This window comes from Aequorivita sp. CRS11, assembly GCF_059693805.1.
In genome coordinates this window covers 207,743-232,529 of record NZ_JCATIG010000003.1, presented here as the reverse complement: position 1 = coordinate 232,529, position 24,787 = coordinate 207,743, and the positions used below count along the sequence as shown (strand labels likewise).

Genomic DNA, 24,787 nt, shown 5'->3' with positions numbered 1-24,787 from the left:
ATTACGAAAATTCAGACTATAAAAAAACCTCACAGGCTTTGAAAACTTGTGAGGTTTGTTTTTGGTCTAAGAAGTATTTTAAAAATCGAATTCATCCGGAATTTCCTCTACATCTGGATTTCCCTGGCGCCATTTGGAACAATCTGTTTCAATGGAAAGATTTGCCGGACGTTTAAAATTTCCAGTGGAAACGTCAAGATCTTCATCGGCATAACAACTCTTCATATACATAGCCCAAATGGGCAACGCCATTGTAGCACCCTGTCCGTAGGCAGTTGACCCAAAGTGGGTGGCGCGATCATCGCCTCCCACCCAAACGCCAGTAACCAAGTTTGGAACCATGCCCATAAACCAGCCATCACTGTTGTTCTGGGTAGTTCCGGTTTTACCGGCAATAGGGTTTTTGAAATCGTATGGATATCCTGTAACCGCTTTTTTATAAATTGGTGAGCCTGTGGCCCAAGTACCTCTCAATCTGGCTCCCGAACCAGATTGTGTTACCCCTTCCATCAAGCTTACGGTTACATAAGCAGTTTCATTGCTGATAACGTCTTTTGTTTTAGGCACGTTTTGATAAAGAACGGTGCCATTCTTATCTTCTATTCGCTGAATTAAAATAGGTTCTACGTAAACCCCTTCATTTGCGAAAGTGCTATACGCCCCAACCATTTCATAAACAGAAACATCAGGTGTTCCCAACGCTATGGAAGGCACTGTGGGCATATTTTCGGTGTCCACTCCCATTTTTGCAACCAAGTCTATAACTGGTTCTGGGCCTACACGATCAATTAATCGAGCGGTAATGGTATTTATTGAATTTGCCAACGCATACTTTAAAGTTACCATACCACCATAACCGCCACCAGCATTTTTTGGGGCCCAAGGCTTTATTAAATTGTGCTTACCAGCAGGAATGGTATACATAGTATTTGGTAAAGTATCACAGGGAGACATATGCATTTGGTCTATGGCGGTAGCATATACAAACGGTTTAAAGGTAGAGCCAATTTGACGCCTTCCTTTCTTTACCATATCATATTTAAAGCGCTTGTAATCTATACCGCCTACCCACGCTTTCACTTCCCCGGTTTGGGGAGTCATTGACATCATTGCTGCCTGTAAAAAAGATTTGTGGTAACGGATGGAATCCATAGGGGTCATTACTGTATCAATCTCACCTTTCCATGAAAAAATACGCATAGGTACTTTCTTTTTAAAGCTACTAATGATTTCTTCCTCGCTTTTTCCCTGTTTTGTCATTTCTCGCCAACGGTCGCTTTTGCGCATTGCAGAGTTCAATATCCCTTCCGTCTCTTTCTCCGTAATATCACGGAATGGGGCTGTTTTGTTGTTTTTGTTCTGCTCATCAAAGGCTTCTTGCAGATGTGCTATATGCTTTTTAACAGCATCTTCAGCATATTCCTGCATTTTACTATCTATGGTTACATACACTTTTAAACCATCTTGGTAAATATTGTATTTGCTGCCATCGGGCTTGGGGTGTTCCTTAATCCAATCTTCCATAAAATGGCGGGCATATTCACGGAAATATGTTGCGCTACCTTCATCATGACCTTGCGGGGTGAATTTTAAATTCAAGGGTAAGGCTTGAAGCGAATCCATTACTTTTTCTGAAATAAAATCATATTTTTCCATTTGGGCCAAGACCACATTTCTCCTTTCCAAAACCAATTCCGGTCTCCGGTTGGGATTAAATAGCGAAGAATTTTTGAACATCCCTACCAGCATGGCGGCTTCAGCAGTTGTCAATTGCGATGGTGGCTTGTCAAAATATATGTTTGCGGCGCTCTCGATCCCTACAGCTTGATTTAAAAAGTCATACTCGTTGAAATACATCGTGATTATTTCCTCTTTTGTGTAACGTCTTTCCAAACGGGTGGCAATAATCCATTCTTTCACTTTTTGAATAACCCTCTCTAATTTATTTGATGCCCTCTGGTCCGTAAAGAATAATTTTGCCAACTGTTGGCTTATGGTACTTGCGCCCCCACGGCTGCCCAAAAACGCAACAGCGCGGATGGTTCCTCTTCCGTCAATACCTGAGTGGTCATAAAAGCGCACATCTTCGGTGGCTATCAAAGCATTTACCAAATGGTCGGGTAGGGTGTCAAATGGAACGGGTGTTCTGTTTTCTTTGTAGAACTTACCAATAGTTTTTCCATCGGAAGAAATAATCTCAGTAGCGAGATTCTTTTCAGGGTTTTCAAGGCTGGTTTCATCGGGAAGACTTCCAAATACGCCCCAGGACGCTAATAGAAAGAATAGGATAATCAATAAAATGAAGCCTGCAAAAAGCTTCCAAAATGTTCTGATGTGATGGCTTACATCAGATTGGTTTTTCTTTTTCGGGGATGTCTTTTTTTTCGTTGCCATATTTATTTCACTATTTGGAGGCTTCTTCAATACTGATGCCAACATCTGTAATGCCTTCGAGTTTTGTAACGCCTTCCACCTCGCCATTATTGCGCATTGCTTGGGCTATGTGTACGGTATAGGCACCTTCTTCAAAAAACTGAACATTCTCTTTATACCAAAGTTTGTTTTCCTTTACAGCCCCAATGCCTTGGCCCATCCAGGAACCATCAGGATTGGCCATTCGGTATTCCAGCGTATCGGCAACGGTTTTACCATTTGGAAAATTCATATTCACTATCAAAAATAAATTATTGTATTTATAATCGTTTGTATTTCTGATATTTAAAAAGAGATTATACTTTTTAAGTGAATCCAGTTGCGGAATTTTAAATTCAACAACTTCTTCTGAGCCCCAATGCCCGTCCATGGCTTGAATTTCACTGAAAACAGTGCCCGACTCACAAGAAACGAGCAAAACAGTAGTCAAAAAAAGTGCCAATAGCTTATTCATTTTTAGAAGGCTTTCTGTTTCTGTTTTGGTTTCCTGATTTATTTCTGGGCTTACTGCCAGATTTTTTGCGTTGGTTGTCTTTCGGACTGTTTCCCGCTACAGATGTTTCCGCTTTTCCACGCTTTTTGTTTCTGCTTTTATTTCTGCGTTTTTTATTTTTTTGCTTTGGTTGGTCAAAACGTGTTAGGCTATCTTGGCCCACCACATTGCTAAACGGTTCCTTTTCTACTTTTGGAGCTTCTATAATAAATTCCTCCAGCGCCATAGGTTTCTTGCCTTTTTTGTTCAGTTCTATTATTTCATTCGCTTTTTCTACGGTAAGTTCGTGCCAATTTGCAAATTCTTTTTCATAGGCATACCAAAGCAGCCCTTTGAAAATATCTATCTTTTGGCAGATGGCAGTGCCTTTTTCGGTTTGTAGTTTGGTTTCGGTATTGGGGAAAGACTCCAGCGCTTCCAAATAGGTATCCAGTTCATAATTCAAGCAGCATTTCAACTTTCCGCATTGCCCGGCAAGTTTTTGTGGATTCAAAGAAAGTTGTTGATAGCGCGCCGCGGAAGTATTCACCGACCGGAAATCCGTCAACCAAGTAGAGCAACAAAGCTCGCGCCCACAACTGCCTATGCCCCCCAAACGTGCGGCTTCCTGCCTGAAACCAACTTGTTTCATTTCAATTCGGGTGTTGAATGTACGTGCAAATTCCTTGATTAATTCGCGAAAATCAACCCGTTCTTCAGCGGTGTAATAAAAAATTACTTTTGAGGCATCACCCTGAAATTCAACATCGCTAATTTTCATTTGCAGCCCGTGGCGGATGGCAATTTCACGCGAACGTTTTTGTACATCTGCTTCTTTGTCACGAACCCCTTGCCAGATGTCTATATCTTTTTGTGAAGCTTTTCGGTAAACTTTCGGGAGTGCCTCAATCTTTAATGGAATTTTTTTCTTCTTCATTTGTACCCGAACCAGCTCCCCAGTTAAGGTAACCATCCCAATATCGTGGCCCGGCGAGGCTTCCGTAGCAACCGTATCGCCAATGCTTAAAGTAAGATTTTCTGGATTTTGGAAAAATTCTTTTCTTCCGTTTTTAAAGCGCACTTCCACCGCATTAAAGGGTTCCATATTGGCAGGAAGTTGCATATTTGAAAGCCAGTCAAACACCGTTAATTTGTTGCAGCCATCGGTTCCGCAAGTACCATTGTTCTTGCATCCCTTTGGCTGTCCGTTGGCGCCAGTGGCACAGCTGGTACAGCCCATATTTTTTATATATAAAGCCCTTTTCCAAATGAAGAGGGACGAAAATTAAACAAACAATTTAATCAGTAAAGATACCAATAATATTTTCGATTTAGGATTGACGATTTTAGATTTTTGAAGCCCCTAACCCAATCCTGCCAAAAGTCCCCACCCTAACCCTCTCCAAAGGGGATGGAATAATAACCCTGTTTCTCCCCTCCTTTGGAGGGGCGGGGGGAGGACTATTTTTTAAACTTCAACTTCTCAGAACGCCCTTTTTTAAAAATCTTATTACTGTTCGGGATGCCCTGGCGCAGGCGTTTCTGCTCTTCGTAGGGCAAGTGGATTATCTCGATACATTCTTCGGAACAACAGTTTTCCATTGCCACGGCACATTTCTCACATTGTATAAACAGCAAATGGCAAGCTTCGTTTGCACAGTTTGTGTGGGTATCGCAAGGTTCGCCGCATTGGTGGCAGTTTGAAATTACATCGTCAGTAATGCGCTCGCCACGGCGATGGTCAAAAACGAAATTTTTTCCGATGAATTTATTTTCCAAACCTAAATTATCAACCTGTCTGGCATATTCAATAATACCGCCCTCAAGCTGAAACACATTTTTAAAACCCTTGTGCTTATAGTATGCGCTGGCCTTTTCACAACGTATGCCGCCGGTGCAGTACATAACCAGCTTCTTGTCTTCTTTATGGTCTTTTAAATCTGCTTCTATAATGTCCAGCGAATCCCGAAACGTGTCCACATCAGGAGTTACAGCATTTTTAAAATGGCCTATTTCACTTTCGTAATGGTTGCGCATATCTACCAAAACCACATCGGGATCTTCAATAAGTTCGTTGAATTTTTGCGCATCCACGTGGATTCCCTTATTGGTAACGTCGAAGGTTTCGTCATTCAAGCCATCGGCAACAATCTTATCGCGCACTTTTACTTTCAGCTTTAGGAATGATTTCAAATCCTGCTCAATGGCAATGTTCAAACGTACGTCTTTCAGAAAATAAATACCGTCAAGAAACTCCTTAAATTCCTTAAAACGTTTCGCCGGTACCGAGAGCTGCGCATTAATGCCTTCATGGGCCACATAAATTCGGCCCAAAACATCCTGCTCATACCAGGTTACAAAAAGATGGTTACGGAAAAGATGTGGATTGCCAATCTTGGCGTACTGATAAAAAGAAAGGGTAAGCCGTTCCTCGCCGGCCTGTTCCAATAATGCTTCCCTTTCTTTTGCACTTAATTTGTTGTACAGTTGCATGCTATACTTTTTTTAGGTGAAAAGAATTGATTTTTATAATGGTGCAAAAATACAGGTTTTAAGGAAATAGGGGAGATTAAAATCTTTTTAATAGCTAAATTCTTTAAAGAATTGTAGGAAAAGCCTCTGGCAAAAAGGGGGAAATCCCCCTAAAAAAAACAGGAAAAAACCTGTTTGGTATTTAAAAGGTTTAGGATAACTTTAAGAATTCAACTAACTTTAAACGGCTAACTTATGAATACACACGCCCACACGCCCACACGCCACAAGGCTTCACGTACAGTCATTGAATTTTCTTAAAGCAATGAAAACCTTTATAACCATATTCATCCTGGCCCTTAGCACAAACGCTTTTGCACAAATAACCCAAATTCCAGATCCAAACTTTGAACAAGCCCTTATTGACCTTGATATCGACAGCGATGGCATCGTAAACGGACAGGTGCTTACAAGTGATATTGAAACTGTAACCAGTCTTAATATTAACAATAAGGGAATCCAAGACCTTACTGGTATTGAAGGATTTGCTGCGCTGGAAATTTTGGATGTGTCTTCCAACCAAGTACAGTCTTTAACTTTTTCGCAAAATTTAGCTTTAAAGGAGCTTATTTTTGACCATAGCTTATGGCTTACGGAAATTGATGTATCCAATAATGTGAATTTGGAACTTCTGCGCAGTAGTTATTCCTTTCTCTCAGAATTAGATTTAACACATAACACAAATCTTTTGGAACTTGTGCTTGGGGATCCTTCACCTAGTGCAAATCATGGTATAGAATATTTGGATTTGACTCAAAACAATATGCTCCAGAAGCTTCAATTGATAAATTTAGAGTTTTTACACACTGCTGATTTGCGTTCAGGCAATAATACAATCCTTACCGATGTTTTTGTGGAATGTACTGTTGATGGGGGGTTTGATTGTGAGCCTTATCCGTGTTTTATGGTGGATGACCTAGAAGCCGCACAAAACAACCAATTTCCCTATTCAGAATGGAATGTTATGGTCACATACTCAGAGGATTGTACTGCAGGGCTAAATGATAATAAAGCTGCCACATATTCCATCCACCCCAACCCCGCCAAAAGCGAACTCTTTATTACTGCCCAAAACACCACAGAAAATCTAAAAATCAAAATCTTCAACATAGAAGGCAAACTGTTAAGCGCACAAAGCATAACGCTTCAAGACCAAAAGGCAATAGATGTTTCCCAACTCCTAAGCGGCATCTACTTTCTAAACATAGAAGATGAAAACGGCAATACAACAATCAAAAAATTCATAAAGCAGTGAAAACCTTTATAACCATACTCATACTGGGCCTTAGCACTACCTCTTTTGCACAAGTAACGAACATCCCAGATCCAAACTTTGAACAAGCCCTTATTGACCTTGGTATCGACAGTGATGGCATTGTAAACGGACAGGTTCTTACAAGTGATATTGAAACTGTAATATCACTTAATGTTGAAAACAAAGGTATTCAGGATTTAACAGGTCTTGAAGACTTTGCAGCCTTGGAAAATTTAAATGTTTCATTTAATATGATGACCTCATTATCCTTAACAAATAATGTAAACCTTAAAGAGTTGATTTTTAACACTAGCTTTAATCTAGTAGATATCGATGTTTCCAATAATATAAACTTGCAGTCGCTACGCAGTAGTTATTCATTGCTTACTCAATTAGATCTAACAAACAACCCAAATCTTTTGGAACTGATTCTTGGAGAGCCTTCTCCCGCAGGTAATCATTTAATAGAGTTTTTAGACTTGAGTATACATAGCGATTTGATTAAACTTCAATTGATAAACTTGGAATATTTAAGAATAGTTGATTTACGTTCGGGTAGCAATAACATTCTTACAGATGTATTTGTAGAATGCACTTTGGATGGTGGGTTTGATTGTGAACCCTACCCATGTTTTATGGTAGATGATGTGGTTGCGGCCCAGAACAATCAATTTCCCTATTCAGAATGGAACGTTATGGCCATATATTCAGAGGATTGTACTGCGGGATTGAATGAAAATAACGCTTCTATTTTTTCCATCCACCCAAACCCCGCTAAAAACGAACTCTTTATTACTGCACAGAATACCACAGGAAACCTAAAAATCAAAATCTTCAACATAGAGGGCAAACTTTTAAGCAACCAAAATATAGCATTAACAAATCAAACCTCCATAGATGTTTCAAGCTTAACAAGCGGCATCTACTTTCTAAACATTGAAGATAAAAACAGCAACACAACAATCAAAAAGTTCATAAAACAATAACCCATTCACGCATTCACGCATTCACAAACTCACATACTCACAAATTCACATACTCAATACTCAATACTAACATCTAAATACTAAAAACATGGCATCAAATTCAGAAGTAGGCCACGCTAAAAATGTAGCGAACTTCCAAGACCTTATCGCCTTTGTAGAAGGCTATGGCCCCACCTACAATCCTTCAAAAACAAGTCTAACCGCAGAACAGCTCACCGCCTTGCACGCCACGGCCAGCGCCAGCCTGCAAAACGTAATCAACCTTAAAACCGCACATGACGACGCCGTAAACAGTAGGGCAGCAGCTTTCGCACAACTCCCGCCATTAAGCACACGCCTTGTCAACGCCCTCGAAGCCACAGACGCATCCCAAGAAAAAATAGACGATGCAAAAGGCTACAACCGCAAGATCCAAGGCCAGCGTGCCCCAAAAAAAGAAGAAGAACCCCTAGACCCCAACCAACCAGCTCCCCGAAGAATCAGCGCCAGCCAGCAGTCCTATGACCAGCTCATCCAGCATTTTGAAGGTCTCATCTCCGTTTTGGCCTCAGAACCAAGCTACGCCCCAAACGAAACCGAACTGCAAATAACATCCCTTCAGGCCCGCGCCCAAGATTTAAGCAATAAAAACAACCAAGAGGCAAGCGCAGACACCGCAGTGAGCAACGCCCGTCAGGAAAGAAACAGAATTCTCTATCAAGAAAACACAGGTCTGGTAGACACCGCCCTCGATGTAAAAAAATACGTCAAGTCCCTTTTCGGAGCCTCCAGCGCAGAGTACAATCAAATAAAGGGCATCAAGTTTAAAAAGTATAAAGATTGAACCTCCGCCCATTCAGTTAATAATAGGGTTTACAGTCTAAACAGAAAGCAGGATTTTCATAAATAGCGCATCAACTTTTTATATTCTCGTTGCAACTTTTATACATTTTGCTTCCGCTTTAACAAATCTGCCCTCCGCTTTTTATATAATGGCGGGCGCATTAACAAATCTTGCGACCGCCTTATATATTTTAGCCTCCGCTTTAACACTTCTCACATTGGCTTTAACAATTCTCGCGTTGGCTTTAACAAATATTCCATCCGCTTTCATAATAGTACCTTCCGCTCTCAAGAAAGTCTTGGTTCTTTCAGCAAACTTTGCTGCGCTTGTCGTAATAAGCGGTGTTGATTCTTTTTTGTTAACAAAAATCGTTTCTCCCTAGATTTTACTTTTGCCCCAAGCACAAAGAAATAGTATCTTAGCTAATTAAAAAATCCATCATAAAACATACTGAAAATGAGCACCGAAAAAGACGCAAAACTAAAAGCACTAAAGCTTACTCTCGATAAACTAGACAAAACCTACGGCAAGGGCACCGTAATGAAAATGGGCGATAACGCCGTAGAAGATGTAGACGTAATCCCAACCGGTTCCTTGGGTCTCGATGTTGCCCTGGGCGTAGGCGGTTACCCACGAGGCAGGGTCATTGAAATTTACGGCCCAGAATCTTCCGGTAAAACCACATTAACCCTCCACGCAATGGCAGAAGCCCAAAAAAAAGGCGGCATTGCAGCCTTCATTGATGCAGAGCACGCTTTTGACAGAATCTATGCTGAAAAACTAGGGGTAGACATTGAAAACCTTATCATCTCACAACCCGATAATGGCGAACAAGCTTTGGAAATTGCAGACAATCTAATAAGAAGCGGCGCCATAGACATAGTGGTTATTGACTCCGTAGCCGCCTTAACGCCGAAAAGCGAAATAGAAGGCGAAATGGGTGACAGCAAAATGGGCCTTCATGCACGTTTGATGAGCCAAGCTTTAAGAAAACTTACCGGTTCCATCAGCAAAACAAAATGTACGGTAATCTTCATCAACCAGTTGCGGGAAAAGATAGGGGTAATGTTCGGAAACCCAGAAACTACAACAGGTGGTAACGCTTTAAAATTTTACGCTTCCGTGCGTTTAGACATACGTCGTTCCACACAGATTAAAGATACCGAAAGCAACGCCACCGGTAACAAGACCCGCGTAAAAGTGGTTAAAAACAAAGTGGCGCCTCCCTTCAAACAAGCAGAATTCGACATCATGTACGGTGAAGGAATTTCAAAGGTTGGCGAAATTATCGACCTCGGCGTAGATTTCGAAATTATCAAAAAAGCAGGCTCTTGGTTCAGTTATGACGATACCAAATTGGGACAAGGTCGCGACGCGGTTAAAAACTTACTGCTGGACAATCCAGAATTAATGGACGAGCTAGAAAAGAAAATCAAAGATGCCATTGCCGCGATAAACCAATAAAATTTTTATGTTACCTACGCAACCCTTTTGATAATGTGGTATCTACAAAATGTAGGAGCCTTGATTATTACGGTTGCCCTCTGAAATAAGAGGTATTTACAACGGAACAATAACTCACGGTACCGCATTTGACGTTAGACGAGCTCATAGAATTATGCAAAAAGCAAAATGCCACGGCGCAGGGCGAATTGTACAAACAGTACAACAGAATCCTTTTCGCCATTTGTCTTCGGTATTCGCCTAATTATACCGAGGCAGAAGATAATTTGCAGGATGCTTTTATTACTATTTTTAAGAAAGTAGGGCAGTATAATGGCAAGGGTTCTTTTGAAGGCTGGATGAAACGGGTAACCGTAAACACAGTACTTCAAAAATACCGTAAACAACGCACCTTTGAAATTGTTGATGAAGGACAGATTGAAGACGAAGCTGAGGTAGAAATTGAAAGCGAGGATATTCCGTTGGATTTTTTGCTGAAAATTGTGCAGGAGCTTCCCGATAGATACCGATTGGTGTTCAGTATGTATGTAATGGACGGCTATCAGCACAAAGAAATTGCAGAAATGTTAGGAATCAGCGATGGAACGTCTAAATCAAACCTAGCACGCGCCAGAATGATCTTAAAAAATAAAATTGAAGAGTATAATGCTAAAAACGATAACACTTAAAAGCATTATTTTGAATTGTTTAGATTAAATAAGCCCCTGCGTTTGGGTAGGGGTTTTTGAAAAATTTCCCTTTTAAAAGGGTGAGAATGAAAGAAAAGAAAAACATAGACAACATTTTTAACGAAGGCTTCAAAGATTTTGAGGCCACTCCTTCGCCGCGCGTTTGGGAAAATATCCAGGCCGAGCTTAAAAAGGATAAAAAAGAACGAAAAGTTATACCCCTGTGGATAAAACTTAGCGGTGTTGCTGCGTTGCTTGCCCTTTTGTTGACCGTGGGAGATTCTCTTTATAATTCCACAGATGCAGAAATTCCTTCGATTACTGATGAAAACGTGATTAAAACCGAAAAGGAATTACAGCAGAACTCTTCTGAAATAGAAAATGATGCAAATGCAACTCAGGTAGCTTCTGAAGACAAAACGCTTCAAAATGATGCTGCAGGAGATGAAAGTCTTTCCGAGAGTGATTCAGTCAAAAGTAAAAGTGAAGAAAAATCTTCAAATAAGTTCTTCAAAAATTCTTCTATAGCTTCCAATAATTCTGAAAAAGAAGCTTCAAAGGCAACAGAAAATCAAAAGAACAATTTAATTGGGAGGGATCCTTCTAAAAATGCTCTGAACGAAGGAATAGTTTCTTCAAAAAACAATTCTGAAAAGACTGATATTGGCAAAAACGATAAAGAAGAAAAACTTATTAATAAAGACAAAATTTTCGATGCCAAAAAAGAAGCTGTCGTTCTTAATGAAAGTCCAGATAAGCTAACTTCAGAAAAAAACTTGGTGAAAACCGAGAAAGAAATAACAGAAGAGTCCAAAAACAAAAAATCAATCTTTGACGCTATTGCAGAGAAAGATGAAGAAATAGTTTCCCAAAAGAAAAAGAAAGAAAAACCAGAACACCGCTGGAACGTAGCTCCAAATGTTGCTCCCGTATATTATAGCAGCTTGGGTAACGGTTCTTCCATTGATCCTTCCTTTGCGGACAATCCACAGGAGGGCGATGTAAACATGAGTTATGGCGTGCAGGTAAGTTATGCCCTAAGTAAGAGGTTGAGTGTACGTACTGGGGTTAATAATGTAGATTTAAGTTATAGCACTACTGGTATTGAAGTAGGTACCGGTCCAGTGGCCGTTGCATTACGTTCCGTTGATTACGGAGGGCGGGAAATTGTTGTGACAGCCTTTGATAAAGGAGCCTTGGCAAATAATGGACCCTCAAACGGTTTTGGAGATATTACTCCCAAGTCTACGCAGGGAGATGCTCGATTGATACAAAATATAAATTATTACGAAGTGCCTGTAGAACTTAAATATTCAGTTATCGACAATAGGTTTGGCGTAAATGTAATAGGTGGTTTAAGCACTTTGTTTTTAGGAAATAACGAAATTTCAGTAAAGGCTGATAATTTCAATAGTGTGTTGGGAGAAGCCAATAATCTCTCCTCTGTAAGTTTTTCAACTAACGTCGGGCTGGGTCTGGACTATAAATTGTCCAAAAAATTTACGTTTAATATTGAGCCCATGTTTAAATACCAGCTCAACCCTTATACCGATTCTTCTGTAAACTTTAAACCCTATTATTTGGGTATTTACAGTGGATTGAGTTTCAAGTTTTAGGTTAGTTTTTAGTTGAATGTGTTTGATATACTTCAAACAAATGATTGAGAGAAAACCGTTCTGCGCCATAGGACGGTTTTTTTATTGCTAAATTTTACACCGTTGGTTTAAGTAATTCACTTAAAATTACTTGCCGTGTCTTGCTTTTCAATTCTTTTCTGTTTTCTAAGGTCAATGTTGCAGTAGGAATTATTTTGTGCACTTTTACGCGCATCCTGCCCGGCCCACCTTTAAAAAACGAATACGGAAAGCGTTTTTTATTGTCGTGAAAGGTCATTGGTGCAAGCGGTATTTTGTGCTCAATAGCAAGCCTGAAGGCGCCATCCTTAAATTCATCCAGTAATAATGAAAGATCCTCCGGCACCCCGCCTTCGGGGAAAATACAGACACTTAAACCCTCGTTCAAACGTATTTCTGCTCTTCGGAAAGCTTCCACACGGCTTTTCGTGTTTCCGCGATCCACCAAAATGCAGGTGCGCTTATAAATGTATCCGAACAGTGGAATCTTCGCCAATTCCTTTTTGCCCACAAAAACGAAAGGATTTTTTGTGGCATAGAACATCAACATAATATCGGTCATCGAAGTGTGGTTGGCCACAAACATATAGCTCTTTCCTCTTTCATATTCCACTTCACGTTTTATTATAGTGTAACAGCCAATTCCATAAATAATAATAGCAGACCAAGCTCGGGCAACCTTGAAGAAAAAAGGATACCAGGAATTTTTCAGAATGCTTATTACCAAGAACGGAAAGAGCAGGATAGTGGCCAAGGCGACTATCAAATAAAACCAGATACGGTAAAATGCTGAAAAAATTTGTTGAATTAGCTTCATGGAGGTTCAAAAGTAATAATTTGAACGATGCGAATAAATCAAAAAAAGTACCTTTGCTGAAATTTTTTTAAACCATGTCAAGAATACTTACAGGAATACAAAGCACAGGCACTCCTCATCTCGGAAATCTTTTAGGCGCAATCGTTCCAGCCATCGAAATGGCAAATGACCCCAAGAACGATTCTTTCCTTTTTATTGCAGATATGCACTCATTAACGCAAATAAAAAATGCTGATACACTTCGCACAAATACATATAGTGTTGCCGCAACTTGGTTAGCTTTTGGGTTGGATATTGAAAGGGTGGTGTTTTATCGGCAGAGCGATGTGCCACAAACTACTGAGCTTTCGTGGTATTTGAGTTGCTTTTTTCCGTTCCAAAGATTGACGTTGGCACATTCCTTTAAAGATAAGGCAGACCGTTTGGAAGATGTAAATGCAGGGCTTTTTACCTACCCCATGCTTATGGCTGCAGACATCCTTTTATACGATGCCGAAATTGTTCCCGTGGGAAAGGACCAAATGCAACATATTGAAATAACGCGCGATGTAGCGTCACGTTTTCATGCGCAGATGGGTGAAACTTTTGTGATGCCCGTTGGCAAGGTTCAGGAAGAAACAATGTATATTCCCGGCACGGATGGTACTAAGATGAGCAAATCCAAAGGAAATTATATCAACATATTTTTGGATGATAAAAAACTTCGGAAGCAGATAATGGGTATTGAAACCGACAGTACGCCGATGGAAGCGCCGAAAAATCCTGATACTTGTAACGTTTTTGCACTGTATAAAATTCTTGGCACTAAAGAAGAGGTTGTGCAAATGCGAAAAAACTACGAAGCAGGAAATTACGGCTACGGCCACGCAAAACAAGCCTTGTTTGAATTGATAACTGGAAAATTTTCTAAAGAGCGCACTCGCTACCACTATTTTATGGAAAATCTACCTGAAATAGATGCAGCTCTGAGCTCGGGTGCCGAAAAAGCAAGAAAAGTAGCGGATGGGGTTTTAAAAAGAGTTCGAGAGAAGGTGGGATATTAAACCAATTGAAATAATTTTCCCGGCAACGGACGGACCACTCCCTTAATTTCCATATTCATTAAAACACTTGCGGCTTTATAGGCGGGAATATTACACTCCAGTGCTATTATATCCAAAAGTTCTTTTTCTTTTTCCTTTAGAAAGCGAAATACTGCTTTTTCATCTTCGTCCAATTCTACAAATAGTTGGGTCTGTTTGGGTTTTTGGGTTTTTTCCAATTCCCAACCAAGCATATATATTATATCTGCGGCGCTGGTAAGCAATTGGGCTTTTTGCTGCTTTATCAAATTATTGCAACCCCGACTTTGGCTATCTGTGGCTCTTCCGGGAACTGCAAACACTTCACGATTGTATGAATTTGCAATATCTGCCGTTACCAAACTCCCCCCTTTTTCGGCAGATTCTATTACAATTGTCGCTTCAGAAAGACCAGCTATTATTCGGTTTCTTTTTAGGAAATTATTTCTATCAAAAACATCGCTGCTCCAAAACTCTGTAATAAAACCTCCGTTTTCCTCAATTTTTTGAATATATTTTTTGTGGCTTTTGGGATATATTTGATTGAGTCCGTGAGCTAAACATGCAATATTCTGAAGGTTATTATCGATAGCGGCTTTGTGTGCGCAAATGTCAACCCCATAGGCTAAACCTGAAACAATTACGGGATTAAGTGGAGCAATTTCCTCTATCAAACTTTCACAAAACGCATTGCCGTAACTGGTGATTTTCCGCGTACCGACTATGCTAATTATTTTCTTTCCCACCAAATCTATATTTCCACGGTGAAAGAAAAGTATGGGTCCGTCTAAACAGTGTTTTAATTTTTCGGGGTAGGTTTTGTCTTTAAAGTAGCTGTACTCAATGTTGTTTTCTTCAATAAAATTTAATTCCGCATCGGCCTCTTCAAGCTGTTTTCCCAAATTAATATCTTTTAAGCGTAGGAGGCCAATGCCGTCAATCTTGGCGAGATTGCTTTTTTTCTCTTTGAAAACTGCTTCCGCAGAACTCATTTTGCGCAATAATTTTTTTGCTGAAATATCACCCAGATTTGGAATTCGCTGCAGAGCAAGCGTATAGCGTAATTCGTCTTTCGAAAGCATAGTTTAAAAATTAAATCGGGGGAGATTTTAAAAATACAAAATTTTTAAGTTGTTAATAAATTACCAAAACAAAAATTGGATTGCCTTCAAAAAAGCCTAATTTTGTTATTATGCAACTTATAGCCTACATATCTGATCTGCTTTACCGTTACGAATGTGTTATTATTCCTGGGTTTGGAGCGTTTTTGACGCGCTATAAATCTGCCCATATCGATGATGCTTCAAATACATTTCATCCGCCTTCTAAAATTGTTTCGTTTAACAAACAATTGCAGGCCAATGATGGTTTGTTTGCAAACTATGTGGCTTCGGCAGAAAAATGCAGTTATGAAACGGCGTTGCAGCAAATAAGAAATTTCACGGCTCAAATCTCAAGAGAACTTTCGGAGGGAAAAACCATTTCTTTCAAAAATATAGGAGAGTTTTCGTTGAACGAAGAAAAATCACTTCAGTTTGAACCGTTACAGCAACAGAATTTCAGTACTTCGGCTTTTGGTCTATCTTCTTTTGTTTCGCAAAAAATAAGCCGCGAGGTTTACAGGGAAACTGTTGAAGCTATAGAAGAGAAAGCACCAATACATTTTACGCCTGAAAGAAGGGAGGCTAAACCCTACCTTAAATATGCTGCTATTGCGGTTATAGCTTTGTCGGCCATAGGTTTCGGAAGTTTAAAGCTTTATGAAAGTCAGGTTCAAAAATTCAACTATGCTGAAAGGGAAAAGGCCAATAGTCTTGTTGAAAACCAAATACAGGAAGCTACTTTTGTAATTGAAAATCCCCTGCCGGTGGTTAGTCTGCAAGTTCCAAAACATACGGGATTGTACCATATTGTTGCCGGTGCCTACCGCATGGAAGCAAATGCTGAAAAGAAAGTCTCACAACTGCGTGAAAAAGGCTATTCTCCTTTAAAAATGGAGGTTAACCGCTATGGGCTGCATCAAGTTCTCTATGCTAGTTTTGATGACAGGTTGGAAGCACAGCGAAAACTCTATGAAATTCAGAGATCTGAAAATGCCGATGCTTGGCTTTTGATTCAGGAAATTCAGTAAAATCTCTTTATCGTCCTGTTTTTTGTTTCTTCATTTTTCACTTCTCTATATTCCGAACTTAGGTATCTTTGCAAAAATTTTCACAGATGCAATCTAAAACTCCGCAACAATCTTTGACTGTTTATACAGATATGGTTTTGCCCAGCGAAACCAATCCAATAGGAAATATGTTTGGAGGCGAACTATTGGCAAGAATGGACCGTGCAGCCAGTATAGCTGCTCGTCGCCATAGCCGTAGAATTGTAGTTACAGCCTCAGTAAACCATGTAGCGTTCAACAAAATGATACCTTTGGGGAGCGTTGTAACAGTGGAAGCAAAAGTTTCCAGGGCCTTTAGTAGTTCCATGGAGGTTTATATGGATGTTTTTATTGAAGACCGTGAGAGCGGGGAAAGAAGCCTTTCAAACGAAGCAATATATACATTTGTGGCTGTGGATGAAATGGGCAATCCCGTGCGTGTTCCCGAAATTGTTCCAGAGACCGAACTGGAGAAAAAACGTTTTGAAGCGGCCCTTCGTCGTAAACAATTGAGCCTTGTACTTGCTGGAAAAATGAAACCCAAAGATGCTACAGAGCTAAAGGCTTTATTTCAATAACCTGCATACTATTTTCATAAACTATTGATTCCGTTAGCCTTCTGGGGGGGTGGTTTTATGTTAAAATGAAATATTTTCCCAAAATCATGATTGCTTTAATGCTGGTATTAAATATATTTGGAATCCTTTCGTGAAATTTTCTGTTAAATTTCATAAAGGGATTTTTTTAAATCTATTATCAAATCCATAGCAATTATGAAAAAAACTACAATTTTTTCTTTTCAAAGTATCTGTTTTTTGGCGTTGACTTTTGTGTTTTCGATGTCCTTTGGCCAAAATTCAACTGACATCAAGTTTCAGGGTGAAACCATTGTAATGCCCGAAAACATTACGAGCTTTCAATGGAGCCAAATGCCAGAATCTGCAAGACTGAACAACGGTTATGTGGGCTGGGTTCAATTTTATGAAACGCCAACGCAGAACGTTCAAGATATGTTCAAACAAAACAATTTGGAGCTTTTGGAGTATATTCCGCACAAAACTTATCTTTTTTATTTTCCTGAAAATACGTCAATTTCATTTTTAAGAGCTAATGGGGTGCGTACAATTGTTCCTGTTGATGGAAAGGCTAAACTTTCTTATCAATTAAAAAATCCACCTTATGAGCATTGGGCTATGGATGGTGATAATATTTTGGTAACTCTTCAATATCATAAAAACGTGAGCAATAACTATGTAATCAATCAATTAGCACAACAACAGATAATAGTTAAGGAAGATCATAAAGAATACCAAACCCTAGATTTGTCGATTCCAAATAATTGTTTGGAGACAATTTCAAATTTATCTTTTGTTAAGTGGGTTGATCTTGTGGTTGCTCCAGCCGTAAAGGATGATACAAAGGGAAGAAGTCTTCACAGAGCAAATAATTTGGATACACAAACAGGAGCAGGAAGAAATTACACCGGAGAAGGTATTGGAGTAATGGTGCGCGATGATGGACGTGTGGGCCCACATATAGATTTCCAAGGAAGATTGACAAACCTTACAGCTGTTTCAAATCAATCACATGGTGATGGCGTGGGTGGAATTATGGCAGGAGCCGGTAACTTGGTGCCACAATATCGCGGTATGGCAGCCGGGACCGATGTTTATGTAGTAAATTATGTAAGTGACTTTTTGGATACTCCTACGTTAACTTTGATCAACGATGGAAGTGTTCAAATCACAAATTCATCATATAGTAACGGCTGTAATGCGGGATATACCAGTATAACAGAGACGGTAGATCAACAAACACTTGATATTCCAACATTATTACATGTTTTTTCCGCAGGAAATTCAAACAATAATAATTGCGGATATGGAGCTGGTAATCAGTGGGGAAATATTACCGGTGGCCATAAGCAAGGCAAGAATGTAATAGCAACTGCAAATGTATTTTATGATGGCTCATTAGTAAATTCTAGTAGCCGTGGTCCAGCACATGATGGAAGAATTAAACCAGATATTGCAGCCAACGGCCAAAACCAAATCTCCACAAACGAAAATAATACGTACCAAACATTTGGAGGTACTTCTGGTGCTGCACCTGGTATTGCGGGTATTTCTGCACAACTTTATCAAGCCTACGGAAACATAAATGGTGGCGATTTTCCACCTTCAGCCTTAATAAAGGCAACTTTGCTTAATACGGCTAACGAAGCGGGAAATATTGGACCAGATTATAAATTTGGTTGGGGAATTGTAAATGCCTTGCAAGCTGTAAAGTTGATTGAGGACGGGCGTTACCTTTCTGATCAGGTTAGCCAGGGAAATACAAATAACCATACTATTAACGTGCCAGCTGGTACCACCCAGGTACGCTTTATGGTTTATTGGAGCGATCCCGCCGCATCACCTGGAGCTGATCCAGCATTGGTTAATGATTTGGATTTATTGGTAACAGATCCTTCCAGTAATGTTTTGGAGCCTTGGATACTCGACCCAACTCCAAACCCAGTAACATTGGATAATCCTGCAACAACTGGTCCTGACCATTTAAACAATGTAGAGCAAGTTTTAATCAATGCGCCTGCCGCAGGTAATTATGATATTGATATTACAGGTTTTAACGTGCCTTTTGGTCCTCAAGAATATTTTGTTGTTTATGAACTGATTTCAGAAAATGTTGTGATGACATATCCTAATGGAGGCGAACATTTTCAACCTTTTGTTGCTGAAACAATCCATTGGGACGAAGTTAATACTACTGAAGATTTTGTATTGGAATATTCTATCGATAATGGTAGCAGCTGGACCAATATAGCAACAGTGCCAAATGATACTCATTTCTACAATTGGACTACTGCGAACGAAATAACCGGAAACGCACTAATTAGAGTTACGAGTGGTGCTTTTCAAGATGTTAGTGACGAGACATTCCACATAGCCAGAGCTACAAATAGTTACAATATTGTAGAGGTTTGTCCAGAGTCTGCAACTTTTGAATGGTTAGCTGTTGATGGTGCGGAATCATATGATTTTTATCTGTTGGGGGAAAAGTATATGGAAGTAGTTGCTACTACAAATACAAACTCCATTACCATACCTATTACCAACCCAGATGATGAAATGTGGTATGCTATAAGTGCCAAAAATGATTCTGAAGGATGGGAAGGTGAAAGAACCCGTGCTAAATTTTATGCGGGAGGAATTTTGGATTGCCAATTAGGTGTTTCTGAAAATAGTATAGAAAATGCTGTTGCTCTCTATCCTAACCCGGCAACAAGCGAAGTATTCATTAGTATTTCAGATAAAACGTTCAGCACTTTTGATGTAACAATTGTAAATAGCCTAGGTCAAGTTTTGGAAAGTAAAACTAATGTAGATAATGCATCAAGTACTAGCTTGAATGTTTCTAACTACAGCTCAGGAATCTATTTTATAACAATTAAGGCTGGGGAAAGTACAACAACAAAAAAACTGGTTGTTCAATAATCTTAGGAAAAATTGATTTTAAAAAAGGGAGCTGTTTGGCTCCCTTTTTTTTACATCCTATAAATCCAATCTGCAGGATTTATTTTTGTTTTGTTTTGATAAATATAGAATTTCAGCACCGTTCTTCCTTCAGTAGGACTTTTGGCAACCGTACCTATAGCCTGTTTGGTAGAAACCTTATCACCTTTTTTCACTGAAACAGTAGCAAGGTTACTATACACCGAAATATAATCACCGTGCTGAATAAAAACTACTTTGTTGGCACCTTTTATTATTTGAATAGCCATAACCTGACCTTCAAAAATGGAGCGCACCTGCTCATTATCTGCAGTAGCTATCTCTACACCGCTGCTGTTGGTAGTAACGTTCGGAAACTGCGGGTGTTGATGTGTCCCAAAACTCTTTACAACCATACCTTTCTCAACTGGCCACGGAAGTTTTCCTTTGTTGTTGGTAAAGCTTGCGGCAAGGGTTTTCTCTTCTGCAGTTAGAGCAAACTCCTCTGTTTTTGCCGGTTTGGTTATAACGTTTTTAGTTGAGGTAGATGTAGTTGTATTCCCTTTAGCTTTTTCTTCGGCAAGAGCTTTTTCTCTGGCTATTCTATTTGCCTCTTCTATTGCGGCTTTTATAAGCGCATCAATCTGGCGGTCTATCTCGTCTGCCTGCTTCTGTTTGGTTCTTATTTGTGATGCAAACTTACTTTCGTCCTTTTTTAAAGTTGCAACCAATGCTTGTTGGTTTTTGCGCTCTTCTGTTAATTGTGATTTCGCCACTTCGTTTTCTGCAATCAATTTTTGTTTGGTCTTTTTCTGCTCAATCAAATCTGCATTTAGTTTTTGAAGTTCTTCGGTTTTTGCTTTAATGCTCTCTCCCTGTTTTTTTCTGAACTTTGCATACTGCTTCATATATTGAACGCGTTTGTAGGCTTGCAGAAAATTTTGCGAAGACAATAAAAACATAATCCTGCTCTGCTGGTTTTTACTTTTGTATGATTTTCTGACCATTTCAGCATAATCTGCCTTCATAACCTTAAGCTCTTCGCGCAGTGTGCCTATCTTTTCAATATTGTCATTGATGTTTCGGGTAAGTAAGTTTGCTTGCTGGTTGGTTACACGAATAAGGTTTTCGCTGGCCGCAATGCGCTGGTTGAGGTCTTCAACTTGCGAAAGCACTGACTTTTCCTCCTTTTTGGTTTTGAAAAGAAGCGAGTTTATTTGTTTTATTTCCTCTAGAATAGCCTGCCGTTTTTCCTCTAGCTCCTTTTGTTTATCAATTTGGGCCGATACAGAAACCGTCGTTAAAGAGATCAATAAAAAAAGATATGTGCGAAAGTGCTTCATTTAGTTAAGTTGGATTTCTTCGTAGCCTTGTGGAATTTCAAACGGAAAACTCACGTCTGCATTCAAATCTATTTTTTTGAAATTCATTTCTATTTTCGTTTTTGAACCCTTTTCAGACGTGTCTATTAAAATTGTTGTTGGAAAATATTGACCGTCAATTTCTTGATACTCACCGTAACGAATGCTCAATAACCTGTCAGCATTTGGTTGCGATAGGGATTCCAAGGCAATTTTGAAATTTTCTGGATTTAAAAACAACGAATGTATAAAATTTTGGGGTTGTTGCTTAGGCTGAATTTTGAATTTATTCTGAAAAACTTCTGCTTTATATTCCGAAGGATTCAATGTGAAAATAGATTGGCCCAAAAGCATATTCTGGGCTTGCTGAAAATTGATTGGGGTACCAATCCATTCACCCAACAATGCAAAATCACCTTCAAAATAGGTGTTGCCAACAGTTTCATAGTAACTCACGCTTGTAGGTGTTATCAGGACCTTTGCGATAGTAATACCCAAAACCGAAGCTTTTATCCAAATGTTTTTATCTTTTTCCATCCGAAGGCTCACAGTAATGCTCTGTAGTTTTTCATCGGTTTCATAAACCAACTGCACACGGCCTGCCAAGGTTTTAAAATCTGGCGCGATTGCTTTATGGGCAGAAATAACTTCCTTAGCGGAAGCATCTTCGATTGTTGTTATTTTCTTGGTGCCACCACAGGATGCAAGTACCAATAGCAGCAAAATATAAAAGGATTTCAGATTCATAGCTGTTTAATTTGGTAATATGATTGCGGTGGCTTTGTCAGCATACATTTTGGCTTTTTGGGCATCGCCTTTGGTTCGGTGCGCTAAGCTTAATTGTTCGTAAAAATCGCGTTCCATTTTTGGATCTTCCAATATAAAATCCAAACCAATTTCAAGACTTTCAATTGCAGCCTCACTTTTTTGAAGCCCGTTATTTGCCACACCGTTCAATAAATATAAAAGTGGCTGTGCGGGAAAGATTTCAAGACCTTCGGAGCTCAATTTTGCAGCGGCCTCATATTTTTTGAAATCTATTTGGAACAAAAGTGTATTCTTCAAAAGATTATAATTGTCTGGGTCTTGGACTATTCCTTTTTCATAGGCATTGAGCGCATCTTCCTTTCTGTTTTTTGCTGCGTAATAATCACCGAGTTTTTCGTAAACACGGCCATTTTCAATTGAAAATTGATTCACTATTTCACCCAATTCAGTTTCGTATTCGGGGTTTTCATTAACAAACTGAATAAAATCACCCAACACTTTGTATTGTGTTTCTTTGTCAACTTCTTCCGAATTAAAAACGATTTTCATTGATTTTATAGCCTCCGTGGCATTTCCTTCGTTTAAGTAAAATTTGTAAAGTGCCAAATGTACCAACTCGGATTTTGGGTTATTTTTTAAAAGAGTTTTTGCTGCCTCAAATGCTTTTTCCTTATTGCCCTGTTCGCTGTAAAGAAAAATTAAGTTTAAATATTCCTTTTCGTTTTTTGGATTGTTGTCAATTTTTTGTTCCAAATTTTCAATGGCTCCCTCAGTGTTTCCTGTCGCCCTGTAAATTTGGGCTCTCAAGGCGTTACGTATGTCGCTTTCGCCCCAAACCTGATCGAGTTCATCCAATTGCTCCAAGGCTTTATCATATTGCTTGGTGAGTATATATAGGTTGGCCAGATCTTCTTTATAATCTTCATCAAAAGGAATTAATTTTTGAACCAACGGAATTGATTTTTTATACTCTCTTTGCTGATAATAGAGTTCATAAAACTGTTCCAAAACATCCAAACGGTCTCCTTGGCTTTTCAATACTTTGTTGAAGTTTTCTTCGGCTTCTGCATATTGCTTTAAATAGGTATGGTTTTTACCCATTTCAAAATAGACCACGGCCTTGTTTTCCTCACTTTTTGCTGCTTTTTCGGCTTTGTTTAATGCTGTCAGCGCAAGCTCATAATTCTCAATACCTTTTTGTTTGAGAGCCTCAAAAAAGTTTTCCTGAAAGGCATCGGTAACATTTCCTAAATTGTCAGACTGCGTATCGATTGAATCATTTTTTATTTCTTGGGCGCAGAGTTGCTTCGGAAGAAGAATTCCGAAGAAAATTAAGAGTATGTGTAAAAAATTTTGTTTCAACTTATGAGATTCCTGCCTTCGCAGGAATTTTATTTTAATTCAGAATAATCGCCAATGCTCACATTGGTGAACTTGCCATCAAAAGTAGCATGATTGCCAATCATTGCGTTGTCCAAATTCGCGTTTTTTATTTTTGAATTGGTTTGAATGATACTATTTTTAATTGTGCTATCTTCAATTACCGTGCCTGCGCCAATAGAAGCGTAGGGGCCAATAGTACTGTTTTTTAAAATTACATTTTTACCGATAAAGCAAGGTTCAATAATTTTTGAATTTTCATTGCTAATATTTTCAGAAATCAAAGGGTAATTCGCTTTAGAAAGAAAACCCAACATTTTTTGATTGGTTTCCACGGTAACCTCTTTGTTTCCGCAGTCCATCCACTCATCAACCGTTCCGGTTTTGAAAATTTTTCCAGCGGCCATCATCCTTTTAATTCCGTCGTTAATTTGGTATTCACCACCGTTGATTATATTGTTGTCCAAAACGTATTGCAACTCATTTTTTAATTGCGAAACATCCTTAAAATAATAGATACCTATAACGGCTTGGTCGCTCACATATTCTTTTGGTTTTTCAACCAATTCGATTATTTCGTTTTTATCGTTGAGATTTACAACCCCATAGGCTTCGGGATTTGCAACTTTTTTGGTCCAGATTACGGCGTCCGCTTCTTTGTCCAAATCAAAATCTGCACGAATCAAAGTGTCTGCATAAGCAATAACAGCTGGTCCGGAAAGCGAATCCTTGGCACACATAATGGCGTGGCCAGTACCTTTTGGATCAAGTTGGCGATAAATGGTTGGTTTTGCACCTAAACTTGTTGCAAGCGCTTTTAAACTTTCAACCACATCGTCTCCAAAAAAAGCAGGATCGCCGAGAATGAAAGCGATTTCATCAATTTTTTCGTTAAGAACACCAGCAATATCTTCCACCAAACGGTGCACGATGGGTTTTCCTGCAACGGGAATTAAAGGCTTCGGGACAGTGAGTGTATGTGGGCGAAGACGGCTTCCGCGGCCTGCCATTGGGACTATTATTTTCATTTAAACTTGATTGAATTCGATTTATTACTTTACTCCAGTACTTCCAAAACCTCCCGCTCCGCGAGAAGTTTCCCCAAGTTCTTCAACTTCTTCCCAAACGGCGCGTTCGTGTTTTGCTATTACCAATTGGGCAATACGTTCGCCGTGTTCAATAGTGAAATCTTCGTTGGAAAGATTCACCAAAATCACCCCAATTTCACCGCGATAATCGGCATCTATGGTTCCAGGTGAATTTAAAACTGTGACTCCTTTTTTAGCTGCCAAACCGCTACGGGGACGAACTTGTGCTTCGTAACCTATTGGCAATTCAATAAAAAGACCAGTTTTTACGATGGCTCGCTGCAAAGGTTTTAAGGTTGAAGGCCCGTCAACGCAGGCGCGTAAATCCATTCCAGCGGAAGCGATTGTTTCGTAGGATGGTAATGGGTGATTGGATTTGTTTATTATTTTAATTTTCATTGA

21 protein-coding genes are annotated in these 24,787 nt (G+C 39.4%); 10 read left to right on the top strand and 11 right to left on the bottom strand.

Annotated features, from left to right (window positions below):
• Window positions 1–78 precede the first annotated feature (78 nt).
• The 4 genes from AC58DT_RS06995 to trhO all read right to left on the bottom strand — a co-directional run bounded on the left by AC58DT_RS06995 (window position 79) and on the right by trhO (window position 5,398).
• Entirely contained in the window at window positions 79–2,394 is a 2,316-nt protein-coding gene (locus AC58DT_RS06995; protein WP_497216456.1) for a penicillin-binding protein 1A, read from the bottom strand.
• Window positions 2,395–2,404: 10 nt separating this feature from the next.
• Window positions 2,405–2,887: a gliding motility lipoprotein GldH gene (locus AC58DT_RS06990; protein ID WP_497216161.1), complete on the bottom strand. Its 483-nt coding sequence runs from the start codon at window positions 2,885–2,887 to the stop codon at window positions 2,405–2,407.
• Window positions 2,880–4,145 (bottom strand): PSP1 domain-containing protein, encoded by a 1,266-nt coding sequence (locus AC58DT_RS06985; RefSeq protein ID WP_497216160.1) that lies wholly within the window; start codon window positions 4,143–4,145, stop codon window positions 2,880–2,882. Before AC58DT_RS06985 ends, AC58DT_RS06990 begins: the two co-directional genes overlap by 8 nt.
• 221 nt (window positions 4,146–4,366) lie before the next feature.
• Window positions 4,367–5,398, bottom strand: a complete 1,032-nt coding sequence (gene trhO / locus AC58DT_RS06980) for an oxygen-dependent tRNA uridine(34) hydroxylase TrhO (RefSeq protein WP_497216159.1) — start codon at window positions 5,396–5,398, stop codon at window positions 4,367–4,369.
• Window positions 5,399–5,702: 304 nt separating this feature from the next.
• Here trhO and AC58DT_RS06975 point away from each other — a divergent pair, with 304 nt between their 5' ends.
• The 6 genes from AC58DT_RS06975 (at window position 5,703) to AC58DT_RS06950 (ending at window position 12,249) form a co-directional block, all read left to right on the top strand.
• Window positions 5,703–6,692, top strand: coding sequence for a T9SS type A sorting domain-containing protein (locus AC58DT_RS06975; protein WP_497216158.1), 990 nt, complete (start codon window positions 5,703–5,705; stop codon window positions 6,690–6,692).
• On the top strand, window positions 6,689–7,678 hold the full coding sequence (locus AC58DT_RS06970) for a T9SS type A sorting domain-containing protein (protein ID WP_497216157.1): 990 nt from the start codon (window positions 6,689–6,691) through the stop codon (window positions 7,676–7,678). Before AC58DT_RS06975 ends, AC58DT_RS06970 begins: the two co-directional genes overlap by 4 nt.
• An 88-nt stretch (window positions 7,679–7,766) precedes the next feature.
• A complete protein-coding gene (locus AC58DT_RS06965) occupies window positions 7,767–8,501 on the top strand; it encodes a hypothetical protein (protein WP_497216156.1) in 735 nt (244 codons plus the stop codon).
• Between the two features lie 456 nt (window positions 8,502–8,957).
• Complete coding sequence (gene recA / locus AC58DT_RS06960) at window positions 8,958–9,965, top strand: recombinase RecA (protein ID WP_497216155.1); 1,008 nt, start codon at window positions 8,958–8,960, stop codon at window positions 9,963–9,965.
• Between the two features lie 128 nt (window positions 9,966–10,093).
• A complete protein-coding gene (locus AC58DT_RS06955) occupies window positions 10,094–10,633 on the top strand; it encodes an RNA polymerase sigma factor (RefSeq protein ID WP_497216154.1) in 540 nt (179 codons plus the stop codon).
• 86 nt (window positions 10,634–10,719) lie between these two features.
• Entirely contained in the window at window positions 10,720–12,249 is a 1,530-nt protein-coding gene (locus AC58DT_RS06950; protein ID WP_497216153.1) for an outer membrane beta-barrel protein, read from the top strand.
• Window positions 12,250–12,343: 94 nt separating this feature from the next.
• Here the strand turns inward: AC58DT_RS06950 and AC58DT_RS06945 are convergent, their stop codons facing one another.
• Window positions 12,344–13,084 (bottom strand): lysophospholipid acyltransferase family protein, encoded by a 741-nt coding sequence (locus AC58DT_RS06945; RefSeq protein WP_062620095.1) that lies wholly within the window; start codon window positions 13,082–13,084, stop codon window positions 12,344–12,346.
• A gap of 74 nt (window positions 13,085–13,158) precedes the next feature.
• Here AC58DT_RS06945 and trpS point away from each other — a divergent pair, with 74 nt between their 5' ends.
• Window positions 13,159–14,127: a tryptophan--tRNA ligase gene (trpS, locus tag AC58DT_RS06940; protein WP_497216152.1), complete on the top strand. Its 969-nt coding sequence runs from the start codon at window positions 13,159–13,161 to the stop codon at window positions 14,125–14,127.
• Here the strand turns inward: trpS and dprA are convergent.
• On the bottom strand, window positions 14,124–15,227 hold the full coding sequence (gene dprA / locus AC58DT_RS06935; protein WP_497216151.1) for a DNA-processing protein DprA: 1,104 nt from the start codon (window positions 15,225–15,227) through the stop codon (window positions 14,124–14,126). The two genes, trpS and dprA, sit on opposite strands and share 4 nt — an antisense overlap.
• Window positions 15,228–15,337: 110 nt before the next feature.
• On the opposite strand from dprA, the gene AC58DT_RS06930 reads away from it, so the two are divergent.
• The 3 genes from AC58DT_RS06930 (at window position 15,338) to AC58DT_RS06920 (ending at window position 19,791) form a co-directional block, all read left to right on the top strand.
• Window positions 15,338–16,276: an HU domain-containing protein gene (locus AC58DT_RS06930; protein WP_497216150.1), complete on the top strand. Its 939-nt coding sequence runs from the start codon at window positions 15,338–15,340 to the stop codon at window positions 16,274–16,276.
• Window positions 16,277–16,362: 86 nt separating this feature from the next.
• On the top strand, window positions 16,363–16,872 hold the full coding sequence (locus AC58DT_RS06925; protein WP_062620091.1) for an acyl-CoA thioesterase: 510 nt from the start codon (window positions 16,363–16,365) through the stop codon (window positions 16,870–16,872).
• Window positions 16,873–17,067: 195 nt separating this feature from the next.
• Window positions 17,068–19,791 carry a S8 family serine peptidase gene (locus AC58DT_RS06920; protein WP_497216149.1) on the top strand — a complete coding sequence of 908 codons (2,724 nt, stop codon included), beginning with the start codon at window positions 17,068–17,070 and terminating at the stop codon, window positions 19,789–19,791.
• 50 nt (window positions 19,792–19,841) lie between these two features.
• Here AC58DT_RS06920 and AC58DT_RS06915 read toward each other — a convergent pair whose 3' ends face one another.
• The 5 genes from AC58DT_RS06915 to dut are packed head-to-tail and all read right to left on the bottom strand — an operon-like array spanning window position 19,842 to window position 24,784.
• Complete coding sequence (locus tag AC58DT_RS06915; RefSeq protein ID WP_497216148.1) at window positions 19,842–21,131, bottom strand: murein hydrolase activator EnvC family protein; 1,290 nt, start codon at window positions 21,129–21,131, stop codon at window positions 19,842–19,844.
• Entirely contained in the window at window positions 21,132–21,896 is a 765-nt protein-coding gene (lolB1, locus tag AC58DT_RS06910) for a lipoprotein insertase outer membrane protein LolB1 (RefSeq protein WP_497216147.1), read from the bottom strand.
• Between the two features lie 6 nt (window positions 21,897–21,902).
• Window positions 21,903–23,279, bottom strand: coding sequence for a tetratricopeptide repeat protein (locus AC58DT_RS06905; protein WP_497216146.1), 1,377 nt, complete (start codon window positions 23,277–23,279; stop codon window positions 21,903–21,905).
• Between the two features lie 29 nt (window positions 23,280–23,308).
• Window positions 23,309–24,325, bottom strand: a complete 1,017-nt coding sequence (locus tag AC58DT_RS06900) for a sugar phosphate nucleotidyltransferase (protein WP_497216145.1) — start codon at window positions 24,323–24,325, stop codon at window positions 23,309–23,311.
• A gap of 24 nt (window positions 24,326–24,349) precedes the next feature.
• Complete coding sequence (gene dut / locus AC58DT_RS06895) at window positions 24,350–24,784, bottom strand: dUTP diphosphatase (protein WP_497216144.1); 435 nt, start codon at window positions 24,782–24,784, stop codon at window positions 24,350–24,352.
• Between the last annotated feature and the right edge of the window lie 3 nt (window positions 24,785–24,787).

Excerpts from the sequence above, each read along its gene's own strand:
- recA (WP_497216155.1), top strand. The coding sequence starts at position 8,958 with ATGAGCACCGAAAAAGACGCAAAACTAAAAGCACTAAAGCTTACTCTC.
- trhO (WP_497216159.1), bottom strand. The coding sequence starts at position 5,398 with ATGCAACTGTACAACAAATTAAGTGCAAAAGAAAGGGAAGCATTATTG.
- AC58DT_RS06965 (WP_497216156.1), top strand. The coding sequence starts at position 7,767 with ATGGCATCAAATTCAGAAGTAGGCCACGCTAAAAATGTAGCGAACTTC.
- AC58DT_RS06990 (WP_497216161.1), bottom strand. The coding sequence starts at position 2,887 with ATGAATAAGCTATTGGCACTTTTTTTGACTACTGTTTTGCTCGTTTCT.
- dut (WP_497216144.1), bottom strand. The coding sequence starts at position 24,784 with ATGAAAATTAAAATAATAAACAAATCCAATCACCCATTACCATCCTAC.
- AC58DT_RS06915 (WP_497216148.1), bottom strand. The coding sequence starts at position 21,131 with ATGAAGCACTTTCGCACATATCTTTTTTTATTGATCTCTTTAACGACG.
- AC58DT_RS06985 (WP_497216160.1), bottom strand. The coding sequence starts at position 4,145 with ATGGGCTGTACCAGCTGTGCCACTGGCGCCAACGGACAGCCAAAGGGA.
- AC58DT_RS06900 (WP_497216145.1), bottom strand. The coding sequence starts at position 24,325 with ATGAAAATAATAGTCCCAATGGCAGGCCGCGGAAGCCGTCTTCGCCCA.
- trpS (WP_497216152.1), top strand. The coding sequence starts at position 13,159 with ATGTCAAGAATACTTACAGGAATACAAAGCACAGGCACTCCTCATCTC.
- AC58DT_RS06950 (WP_497216153.1), top strand. The coding sequence starts at position 10,720 with ATGAAAGAAAAGAAAAACATAGACAACATTTTTAACGAAGGCTTCAAA.
- AC58DT_RS06995 (WP_497216456.1), bottom strand. The coding sequence starts at position 2,394 with ATGGCAACGAAAAAAAAGACATCCCCGAAAAAGAAAAACCAATCTGAT.
- AC58DT_RS06945 (WP_062620095.1), bottom strand. The coding sequence starts at position 13,084 with ATGAAGCTAATTCAACAAATTTTTTCAGCATTTTACCGTATCTGGTTT.
- AC58DT_RS06975 (WP_497216158.1), top strand. The coding sequence starts at position 5,703 with ATGAAAACCTTTATAACCATATTCATCCTGGCCCTTAGCACAAACGCT.
- AC58DT_RS06930 (WP_497216150.1), top strand. The coding sequence starts at position 15,338 with ATGCAACTTATAGCCTACATATCTGATCTGCTTTACCGTTACGAATGT.
- dprA (WP_497216151.1), bottom strand. The coding sequence starts at position 15,227 with ATGCTTTCGAAAGACGAATTACGCTATACGCTTGCTCTGCAGCGAATT.
- lolB1 (WP_497216147.1), bottom strand. The coding sequence starts at position 21,896 with ATGAATCTGAAATCCTTTTATATTTTGCTGCTATTGGTACTTGCATCC.
- AC58DT_RS06920 (WP_497216149.1), top strand. The coding sequence starts at position 17,068 with ATGAAAAAAACTACAATTTTTTCTTTTCAAAGTATCTGTTTTTTGGCG.
- AC58DT_RS06925 (WP_062620091.1), top strand. The coding sequence starts at position 16,363 with ATGCAATCTAAAACTCCGCAACAATCTTTGACTGTTTATACAGATATG.